The sequence below is a fragment of the Streptomyces sp. NPDC058691 genome, from assembly GCF_042714775.1.
In the GTDB taxonomy this organism is placed as follows: Bacteria; Actinomycetota; Actinomycetes; order Streptomycetales; family Streptomycetaceae; genus Actinacidiphila.
In genome coordinates this window covers 1-11,063 of sequence record NZ_JBHXSO010000114.1, presented here as the reverse complement: position 1 = coordinate 11,063, position 11,063 = coordinate 1, and the positions used below count along the sequence as shown (strand labels likewise).

The window sequence follows — 11,063 nt, the reverse complement described above, 5'->3', positions numbered from 1 at the left end:
AAACACTCCTGACCACCCACAACAACGTCGCACAAGCCGCAGTCATCGTCCGCGAAGACAACCCCGGCGACAAACGCCTCATCGCCTACGTGGTCGCCGCACAGCACGCCGTGCCGGAGGGCCAGGACCTACCCGCAGCAGCCCGGAAGTTCGTAGCCGAACACCTCTCGGAATACATGGTTCCCTCCGCGGTGGTGGTGCTGGACACACTGCCGCTCACCCCGAACGGGAAGCTGGACCGCAGGGCCCTGCCCGCCCCCGATCGCACCGCGACTGCGGGCGCGGGCGAGCGACGGGAGCCGGAAACGGAGCACGAAAAGGCTCTGTGCGCGGTGTTCGCCGAAATGCTGGGCCTTCCCTCGGTCGGGGTCGACGACAGCTTCTTCGACCTGGGCGGCCATTCGCTGCTGGCGACCCGCCTGGTGAGCCGGATCCGGTCGGTACTGGGCGTAGAGGTGCCGATCCGGGAGGTGTTCGCCGCACCCACAGTGGCCGGCATCGCCGGCCGTCTCGACTTCACACAGCGTGTCCGTCCCACGCTTCGCCGTATGTCGCACTCCAAGGAGCTGTCGTGATCCCTGCGTCCCTCACCCAACGTGGCCTGTGGTTCCTGAACCGCGTCGAACGAGACGCCTCGTACAACCTTCCACAGGTCATGCGGATATCCGGCGGCGTTGTGAACCAGTCGGCCCTGAGGCTGGCGCTGCACGACCTGGTCGAGCGCCACGAAACCCTGCGGACCGTCTTCCCCGAGACGGACGGCCAGCCCTATCAGCGGATCGTTTCCGACCACAACGCGTATCCACGGCTGTCGGTGGTCGAAGCCACCGCCGGCAACGTGGATGAACTGGTGACGGAGGCCGCCGGGTACGCGTTCGATCTCTCGATGGAGTTGCCGTTGCGGGCGACCCTGTTGGTGGTCGCGCCGGACGAGTGCGTCCTGGTGCTGGTGATGCATCACATCGCTGCGGACGGCTGGTCGATGGGGCCGCTGTGGCGGGATCTGTCGGCGGCGTACGCAGCGCGCTGCGAGGGACGGGAGCCTTCGTGGGAGCCGCTGCCGGTGCAGTACGCGGACTACACGCTGTGGCAGCGAGAGCTGCTGGGCGAGGCGGATGATCCGGACAGTGTGCTGGCACGGCAGGTGGCGTACTGGCGCGAAGCGCTGGCGGGGGCACCGGAGGAACTGGGCCTGCCGACGGACCGGCCGCGTCCGGCGGTGGCCGGCCACTTCGGTGCCTCCGTGGAGGTCCAGGTTCCTGCCGAGGTGCACGCCCGGATGGTGGAGCTGGCCCGTGAGCGAGGCGTGACGATGTTCATGCTGCTCCAGGCGGCGGTGGCGGTGCTGCTGTCACGGCTGGGGGCGGGCGAGGACATCCCGATCGGAAGCCCGGTGGCCGGGCGCACGGACGAGGCCCTCGAGGAACTGGTCGGGTTCTTCGTGAATACCCTCGTGCTGCGTACCGATCTGTCCGGCGATCCGACGTTCGGTGAACTGCTGGGCCGGGTGCGCGAGCGCGGTCTGGACGCGTTCGCGCACCAGGACGTGCCATTCGAGCGGCTGGTGGAGGAACTGGCCCCGACCCGGTCGACAGCCCGCCACCCGCTGTTCCAAGTCATACTCGCCCTGCAAAACGCCGCAGCGGCCCACGTGGAGCTGCCAGGCCTGCGGATCGCGGAGTATCCGGGTGGTGAGCCGGCGGCAAAGTTCGATCTGGATCTCCAGTTCTTCGAGCAGTTCGGCGCCGACGGGGCCCCGGCGGGTCTGGACGGCGAGATCGTCTTCGCGACGGACCTGTTCGACCGGACGACCGTGGACATGATCGGCGAACGGCTCGTGCGGGTCCTGGACGCGGTCACTGCCAACCCGGCCCTGCCGGTCAGCCGGGTTGAGGTTCTGGACGCGGACGAGCTGCATCGGGTGCTGGTGGAGTGGAACGACACCGCCCGGGACGTACCCGCGACCGCCCTGCCGGAGTTGTTCGCGGCGCAGGTCGCACGGACCCCCGACGCGGTCGCGGTCGTGTTCGAAGGCGCTGAGCTGACCTACGCGGAGCTGGACGGGCGGGCCAACCGGCTGGCACGGCTGCTGGTCGAGCGGGGTGTGGGGCCGGAGCGGTTCGTAGCGGTGGCCCTGCCGCGTTCGGCGGAGCTGGTGGTGGCGCTGCTGGCCGTCGTCAAGGCGGGCGGGGCGTATCTGCCCGTGGACCCGGGGTATCCGGTGGAGCGGATCGCCCACATGCTCACCGATGCCGCCCCCGCATTGGTGCTCACCACGGCGGACGTGGAGCCGGTACTGGCCGTCGAGGACCCGGCCTCGATCCTGGTACTTGACGCTCGGGAAACCGTCGCGGCGCTCGGCAGGCTTTCCCCGATGCCGGTGGTGGACGCCGAGCGACAGTCGCCGCTGCTGCCACGGCATCCGGCCTATGTGATCTACACCTCCGGTTCCACGGGCCGGCCCAAGGGTGTGGTGGTGCCGCACGCGGGCCTGGTCAACTTCCTGACGGACATGCGCGAGCGTTTCCCGTTGACGGCAGCGGATCGCTGGGTCGCGGTGACGACCGTGTCGTTCGACATCGCGGCGCTGGAGCTGTATCTGTCGTTGACCAGCGGTGCGTGTGTGGAGTTGGCGTCGCGTGACACGGTGGTCGACCCGGCCGGGCTGTCGGAGCTTCTGACGCGCTCGGCTGCGACGGTGATGCAGGCGACGCCGTCGTTGTGGCGGGCGCTGCTGGAGCATCTCCGCGAGACCGACACCTCCCTGCCGACGTTGCGAGTGTTGGTGGGTGGTGAGGCGCTGCCGGGCCAACTGGCGGCCGCGCTGAACGATGTGGGCGAGGTGACGAACCTGTACGGCCCGACCGAGACGACGATCTGGTCAACCGCGCTGCGGCTGGATCCGGCCGCCGACAGCGCGACGCCGTCGATCGGCCGGCCGATGGCCAACACCCGTGTCTACGTCCTGGACAGTGGGCTGCGGCCGGTGCCGGTGGGTGTGGCGGGTGAGCTGTACATCGCGGGTCTCGGTCTGGCCCGCGGCTACCTCAACCGGCCGGGCCTGACCGCCGAGCGCTTCGTCGCCGACCCGTTCGGCAAGCCCGGGACACGGATGTACCGCACCGGCGACCTCGTGCGGTGGACCACCGACGGGCAGTTGGACTACATCGGCCGGGCCGACACACAGGTCAAGATCCGCGGCTTCCGCATCGAACCCGGCGAGATCGAAACGGTGCTGATGAGGCACAACGGCGTCGCACAGGCCGCGGTCGTCGTACGGGAGGACCAGCCAGGGACGAAGAGCCTGGTCGGCTACGTGGTCCCGGCAGCAGGCGCCCAGAACCTGGACACCGGTCAGCTGCGCACCCACGCGGCCGGGGTGCTGCCGGATTACATGGTGCCGTCGGCGGTGGTGGTGCTGGAGGCACTTCCACTGACTCTGAACGGGAAGCTGGACCGCAGGGCTCTGCCCGCTCCGGACTATGCGGCCGGTGCGGGGCGTGGGCCGGAGACGGTCCGCGAGGAGATCCTGTGCGCGGTCTTCGCCGACGTCCTGGGCCTGCCCGCGGTCGGTGTCGACGACAGCTTCTTCGACCTGGGCGGCCATTCACTGCTGGCGGTCACGCTGGTCGAGCGACTGCGGGCCCGGGGGGTGTCCGTGGACGTGCGCACGCTGTTCGCCGCACCGACACCGGCCCGCCTGGCCGCCGCCGAAGCCCGCGACGAGGTCGAGGTCCCGCCGTGCCTGATCCCCCAGGACGCGCAATCGATCCTGCCGGACATGGTGCCGCTGGCCGGACTGTCCGAGGAGGAGCTGGCCCTGGTGGCGGCCGGTGTTCCCGGTGGAGCACCGAACGTGCAGGACGTCTACCCCCTCGCGCCACTGCAGGAAGGCCTGTTCTTCCACCACCAGCTCGAAGCCGCCAACGGCCGTGACCCCTACATGCTCCGCGTCGTCCTGAGCTTCGACTCGCGGGCACGACTCGACGCGTTCCTGCACGCCTGGCAGAAGGTCATCGACCGCCACGACATCCTGCGCACCTCCATCACCTGGGAGAACCTCGACCACCCGGTGCAGGTGGTCCACCGACGGGCCGTGATGCCGGTCATCGAGACCGACCTCGGCACGGGGGCCACCGGTCAGAAGGCGGCACAAGCACTGCTGGCCCTGTGCGAGACGCCGATGGACCTGCGCCGTGCGCCGCTGATGGACGGGTATGTCGCGGCGGACAGTGACGACCGCTGGCTCATGGCGCTGCGTCTCCACCACATCACACAGGACCACACCTCGCTGGACGTGGTGCTGGACGAGGTGCGGGCCTTCATCGAGGAACGGGACCGACACCTGCCTGCTCCGTTGCCGTACCGGAACTTCGTCGGTCAGGCGCTGCTCGGTGTGTCACGTGAGGAGCACGCGGCCTACTTCGCGAAGACGCTCGGCGAGGTCACCGAGCCGACCGCGCCGTTCGGTGTGCTGGACGTACGCGGCGACGGCACCGACGTCACCGAAACACGCGTGCCCCTCCAGCCCGGGCTGGCGGCACGCGTGCGCGAGCAGGCCCGCCGGCACGGCGTCAGCCCGGCCACCGTCTTCCACGTGGTCTGGTCACGGGTCCTGGCCGCCGTCTCAGGCCGCGACGACGTCGTCTTCGGCACCGTCCTGTTCGGCCGCATGCAAGCCGGCGCCGGCGCCGACCGCGTCCCCGGACTGTTCATCAACAACCTCCCCGTACGAGCCCTTACCCACGGAATCGGCGTCCTGGACGCACTGCGCTCCATGCAGACCCAGCTCGCCGAACTCATGGTCCACGAACACGCCCCCCTCGCCGTCGCCCAGCAAGCCAGCGGCGTGACCGCACCCGCCCCCCTCGTCACCACCCTCTTCAACTACCGGCACAGCCCGAGTGGCGATGACGCGGCCGGCGCCGAACCCGAAGGGATGGAACTCCTGTCCGGCGAGGACCGGACCAACTATCCCCTCACGGTGTCGGTGGACGATCTGGGCACCGGCTCGGACACCGGATTCGCGTTCTCGGTCCAGGCCGCAGCGCCGATCGGCTCGGAACTGGTCGCCTCGCTGCTGGGAACGGTGACCGAGGGCGTGGTGGCCGCGCTCGAGGAATCCCCGCATCACGTACTGGGTCAGATCGAGGTTCTGGACGCCCACGAGCGGGGACAGGTTCTGACGGGGTGGAACGACACCGTCCGGGAAGTGCCCGCGACCACCCTGCCGGAGTTGTTCGCGGCGCAGGTCGCGCGTACTCCGGATGCGGTGGCGGTGGTGTTCGAGGGTGCCGGGCTGACGTATGCGGAGCTGGACGCGCGGGTGCAGCGTCTGGCCGGCGTGCTGGCGGGTCGCGGGGTCGGGGCGGAGTCGATCGTCGCGGTGGCCCTGCCACGTTCGGCGGATCTGGTGGTGGCGCTGCTCGCGGTGCACCGGGCCGGAGCCGCCTACCTGCCGCTCGACCTGGGGTACCCGGCAGAGCGGCTGGCCTACATGCTCGCCGACGCGGACGCGGCATGCGTGGTCACCGCTCCCGGAGTGGAGCTCCCCGATTCCCGGGTACCGCGGGTGCTCGTCGACGATGCGGCGGACGCGGTGGTCGGTCGGCTGCCCGGGTCGTACGACACTCGCAGCGCCGCCTATGTGATCTACACCTCCGGCTCCACCGGCCGCCCCAAGGGCGTCGCCGTACCCCACGCCGGGATCGTCAACCGCCTGCTGTGGATGCAGGGCGTCGACGGCCTGCGGGCGGACGACCGGGTACTGCAGAAGACGCCGGCGAGTTTCGATGTGTCGGTACCGGAGTTCTTCTGGCCGCTGATCACCGGTGCGGCACTGGTGGTGGCCCGTCCGGACGGGCACAAGGACCCTGCCTATCTCGCCGGTCTCATCCGTGAGCAGCGGGTGACCACGGTGCACTTCGTGCCGTCGATGCTCACGGCGTTCCTCCAGGAGCCGGCCGCGGCGGGCTGCACCAGTCTGCGGCGCGTGCTGTGCAGCGGCGAAGCCCTGCCCGCCCCCGTGGCCGAGCATCTCCACGAGGTCTTGGACGTGCGGTTGCAGAACCTGTACGGGCCGACCGAGGCGTCCGTGGAGGTCACGTTCGCACCGGTGGCTCCGAGTACGTCCGTGGTGCCCATCGGGCGGCCGGTGTGGAACACCCAGGTGTACGTCCTGGACGCATGGCTGCAACCCGTACCGGCAGGCGTAGCGGGTGATCTGTATCTCGCAGGCGTCCAGTTGGCACGGGGCTACCTCAACCGGCCGGGTCTGACGGCGGAGCGGTTCGTGGCCGATCCGTACGGGCCGGCCGGGACACGGATGTACCGCACGGGTGACCTGGCACGCTGGACCACCGACGGACAGCTCGAATACCTCGGCCGCACCGACCATCAGGTCAAGGTCCGCGGCTTCCGCATCGAACTCGGCGAGATCGAAGCGGCGCTGGTACGCCTGGACGGGGTCGCGGGTGCGGCGGTCATCGTCCGCGAGGGCCAGCTGGTCGGCTACGCGGTCACGGACGCGAGCGCGCAGTGGCTGCGCGAGCAACTGGCCGCCGGGCTGCCGGAGTACATGGTGCCCACGCACCTGGTCGTGCTGGAAAGCCTGCCGCTGACCGTCAACGGCAAGCTGGACCGCAAGGCGCTGCCCGCGCCGACGCGGGAGGGCGGTGGGGCCTACGTGGCGCCGCGCAACCCGGTGGAGGCGGATCTGGCCGGGATCTGGGCCGAGGTGCTCGGCCAGGAGCGGGTGGGAATCGACGACAACTACTTCGCGCTGGGCGGTGATTCGATCCGCAGTATCCGGGTCCTGGCCCTGGCTCGAGGGCGCGGGCTGCGCTTCGAGCTCGCCGAGTTGCTGCGGCACGCCACGATCCGGGGCCTGGCCCCCCTCGTCAGCGACGATCACAACCCCCAGGACACTCCCGCGGGTGTGGAGCCGTTCGCGTTGCTGCCCGCGCCCGGCCGTCAGGTCGTGCCGGAAGGCGTGGTGGACGCCTACCCCATGACCCGTCTGCAGGTGGGCATGGTGCTGGAGAGCCAGCGGTCGTCGGCCTACCACAACGTGGTGGCCCACCGGCTCCGGGCGGTGTTCGACGAACAGGCCTGGCACACCGCGGTGGCGGGCCTGCTGGAGGCCCACGAGTTGCTGCGGACCTCGTTCGCGCTGACCGGCTTCGATCAGCCGGCCCAGTTCGTGCACCGCCAGGTTCCGGTGCCGCTGACCGTGGAGGATCTGCGTGGCCGGGACGACCAGCAGGAGCTGGTCGACGACCGTTTCGAGGCCGAACGGCGCACGCCGTTCGACGTTGGCAGGCCCCCGCTGGTGAGATTCCACGTACAGCGGCTGTCCGAGAACTCCATGCAGCTGTTCGTCACCTTCCACCACGCCGTCCTCGACGGCTGGAGCGAGCGGTCGGTCTTCGCCGAACTCCTCAACCGCTATGCCGGTACTCACGCCGCGCCGCCGGTGGCCGCCCGTTACCGCTCGTACGTCCAGCTCGAACTCGCCGCCCTCGAAGACCGGACCGACCGCGAGTTCTGGATCGCTCAGACGGACGGCACCTCGTTCACCCCGCTGCCGCGCCGCGAGACCGTGGCGGCCTCGGCCGGCAAGCAGTCCTCGGACCCGGTGGAAGCCGAGACGGCCAAGCGCGCCCAGCCCCGGCTGGTTCCGGATGCGGTTCGGGAGGGACTGGGCAAGCTGGCCGCGTCGCTCGGGGTGCCGCTGCGCACTGTCGTGCTGGCCGCACACCTGCGGGTGATGAGCCTGGTCACCGGCAGCAAGGACGTGGTGACCGGCGCGGTCTACAACGGCCGCACGGAAGAGACGGACGGCGACCGCGTGGTGGGCCTGTTCCTCAACACCCTGCCAGTGCGAGGCCGGCTTCCCGACGGCAGCTGGACGCGACTGATCCGCCATGTCGCCGAACTCGACGCGGGCATCCAGCAGCACCGCCGCTACCCGATGACCGAGATCATGCGGATCACCGGACAGAACGCGCTGTTCGACAGCTTCTTCAACTACACCCACTTCCACGTCGAACGGGACGCGGACGCCAGTATCCAGGTACTGGACACCACGGATTCCATGGAGAGCGATCTGCCGTTCAGCGCCGACTTCTCGGTGAACAGCGCAACCGGCGAACTGGCGCTCCTCTTGAGATATGAGAGCACTCAGTTCAGCCACGAGCTGATCGAGCGGATCCACGACTACTACCTCGCCGTGCTGACCGCCATGGAGCAAGAGCCCGACGCGAACCACCACAGCGCCGCGCTGCTCTCCGGCACCGAGGTGCACCAGGTTCTGCGCGGGTGGAACGACACCGGCCGGGACGTGCCCGCCGCGACGCTGCCGGAGCTGTTCGCGGCGCAGGTCGCGCGTACTCCGGATGCGGTGGCGGTGGTGTTCGAGGGTGCCGAGCTGACGTATGCGGAGCTGGACGCACAGGTGGAGTACCTGGCGTGGGTGCTGGCCGGTCGCGGGGTCGGGGCGGAGTCGATCGTCGCTGTGGCCCTGCCACGTTCGGCGGATCTGGTGGTGGCACTGCTGGCTGTGCACCGGGCCGGAGCCGCCTACCTGCCGCTCGACCTGGGGTACCCGGCAGAGCGGCTGGCCTACATGCTCGCCGACGCCAACGCCCATTGCGTCCTGACAGCCCGGGATGTGGAGCTGCCCGCCTCCCGGATACCGCGCGTGTTCATCGATGAACCGGCCGACGCGATACCGGGTGGACTGCCTGAGTCGTACGACCCTCGCGGCGCCGCCTATGTGATCTACACCTCCGGCTCCACCGGCCGCCCCAAGGGCGTCGCCGTACCCCACGCCGGCATCGTCAACCGCCTGCTGTGGATGCAGGACGCCTATGGTCTGGAGGCGGACGACCGGGTACTGCAGAAGACGCCGGCCAGTTTCGATGTGTCGGTGTGGGAGTTCTTCTGGCCGCTGATCACCGGTGCGGCACTGGTGGTAACCCGTCCGGACGGGCACAAGGACCCGGCCTACCTCGCCGGCCTCATCCGCGAGCAGCAGGTGACCACGGTGCACTTCGTGCCGTCGATGCTCACGGCGTTCCTCCAGGAGCCGGCCGCGGCGGGCTGCACCAGCCTGCGGCGCGTGCTGTGCAGCGGCGAAGCCCTGCCCGCCCCCGTCGCCGAGCGCTTCCACGAAGCCTTGGACGTGCGGTTGGAGAACCTGTACGGGCCGACGGAAGCCTCGGTCGACGTGACGTTCGCATCGGTGGTTCCGGGAGCGCTCGCGGTGCCCATCGGCCGGCCGGTGTGGAACACCCAGGTGTACGTCCTGGACGCATGGCTGCAACCCGTACCCGCAGGCGTGCCCGGCGACCTCTACCTCGCCGGTGTCCAACTGGCCCGCGGATACCTCAACCGGGCCGCCCTGACCGCCGAGCGGTTCGTGGCCGACCCCTACGGACCCGCCGGGACACGCATGTACCGCACGGGTGACCTGGCACGCTGGACCACCGACGGTCAGCTCGAATACCTCGGCCGAACCGACGATCAGGTCAAGGTCCGCGGCTTCCGCATCGAACTCGGCGAGATCGAAGCGGCCCTGGCCACACACCACAGCGTCGCCCAGGCCGCGGTCATCGTCCGCGAGGACATCCCCGGCGACAAACGCCTGGTCGCCTACCTCGTGCCGGTCACGGGCACGGCCCCAGAGCACCAGGACCTGGGGACGGCAGCCCGGGCGCTGGTGGCCGAGCGGCTGCCGGACCACATGGTTCCCTCAGCAGTGGTCGTACTGGAGACGCTGCCCCTGACCCCCAACGGCAAGCTGGACCGCAAGGCACTGCCCGCACCGACCTTCGAGACAGCCCTCGACACGGCACCGCGCACCGCCCGCGAGGAAGTGCTCGCCGGACTCTTCGCCGAGGTCCTCGGCCTGGACACCGTTGGTGTCGACCACTCGTTCTTCGACCTGGGCGGAGACTCCCTCCTCGCGGTGAGACTGCTGGGACGGATCCGCACCGTGCTGGGCACGGAACTCGGGATCGGCGAGCTGTTCGCCGCACCAAACGTGGCCCAGCTGGCGCGGAGCCTGGAACAGGGAGTACAGGGCGACAGCCTGGAAGTACTGCTGCCGCTGCGCGCGACAGGAGACGACCTGCCACTGTTCTGCGTCCATCCGGGCTTCGGGATCAGCTGGTCGTACCTCGGACTCGCCCGGCACCTGTCCGTGGACGTGCCGCTCTACGGGCTGCAGGCCCGCAGCCTGCGCCAGGCCGACGACGCACCGGCCACGGTCTCGCACATGGCCGCCGACTACGTGTCCCGCATCCGGACCGTCCAGCCCGCCGGTCCCTACCGGCTCCTCGGCTGGTCCTTCGGCGGCGTGGTCGCCCACGAAATGGCCCGCCAACTGCAAGAACACGGCGAAGAGGTCGCCCTCCTGGCCCTCCTGGACTCCTACCCCGGCCCGGCCCTGACCCCGGCCGGCCCGGACACCAGGACCCGGACAGCGGACGAGACCGAGGACGAAGTCGCCGAGGACGAGGTGGCCGAGCTGATCCGCCAGGCGGGCCCGGACACCGTGGGCGACGACGATCAGATCCGGGCAGCCGTCGCGGACACCTTCGTCCACAACCTGCGCCTGATGCACGCCCACACACCCGGACAGGTGAACGGCGACCTGCTCTTCTTCACCGCCGCACTCGACAAGCACGAGGAGCACCCCACCAGCGATGCCTGGCGCACCCACACCACCGGCCAGGTGATCAACACCGACCTGCGATACGGACACTACGAGATCAACACTCCCGCCTCCCTCGCGGAGATCGGCCTGGCGATCACCCCGCATCTCCGCTCCGGCATCACCGGCTGACCCACACTCAGCAACACCAACGCCCGGTGCCCGAGGAGAAACCCTCCCGGGCACCGGGCCACCGGACACGCATACATCCGGTGACGACCGCAGGCCCGGCAGGATGTCCCGACTCATGAGCGGTGGTACGGTGCGCGTTTCCCTGATCCAGATCGACGTCGACCCGGCGGAACCGGTGCACGCCCGGCGCGAACGCGCCGCCGCGCTCGTCCGG

General features: G+C 69.8%; 2 protein-coding genes. Both read left to right on the top strand.

The features are described 5' to 3' along the window. Positions 1 to 575: phosphopantetheine-binding protein (locus ACFWVC_RS37820; protein ID WP_384298868.1), on the top strand; the 575-nt coding region annotated here is incomplete at its 5' end. After that, entirely contained in the window at positions 572 to 10,849 is a 10,278-nt protein-coding gene (locus ACFWVC_RS37815; protein ID WP_384298863.1) for an amino acid adenylation domain-containing protein, read from the top strand. The genes ACFWVC_RS37820 and ACFWVC_RS37815, both read left to right, overlap by 4 nt. Positions 10,850 to 11,063: the final 214 nt, after the last annotated feature.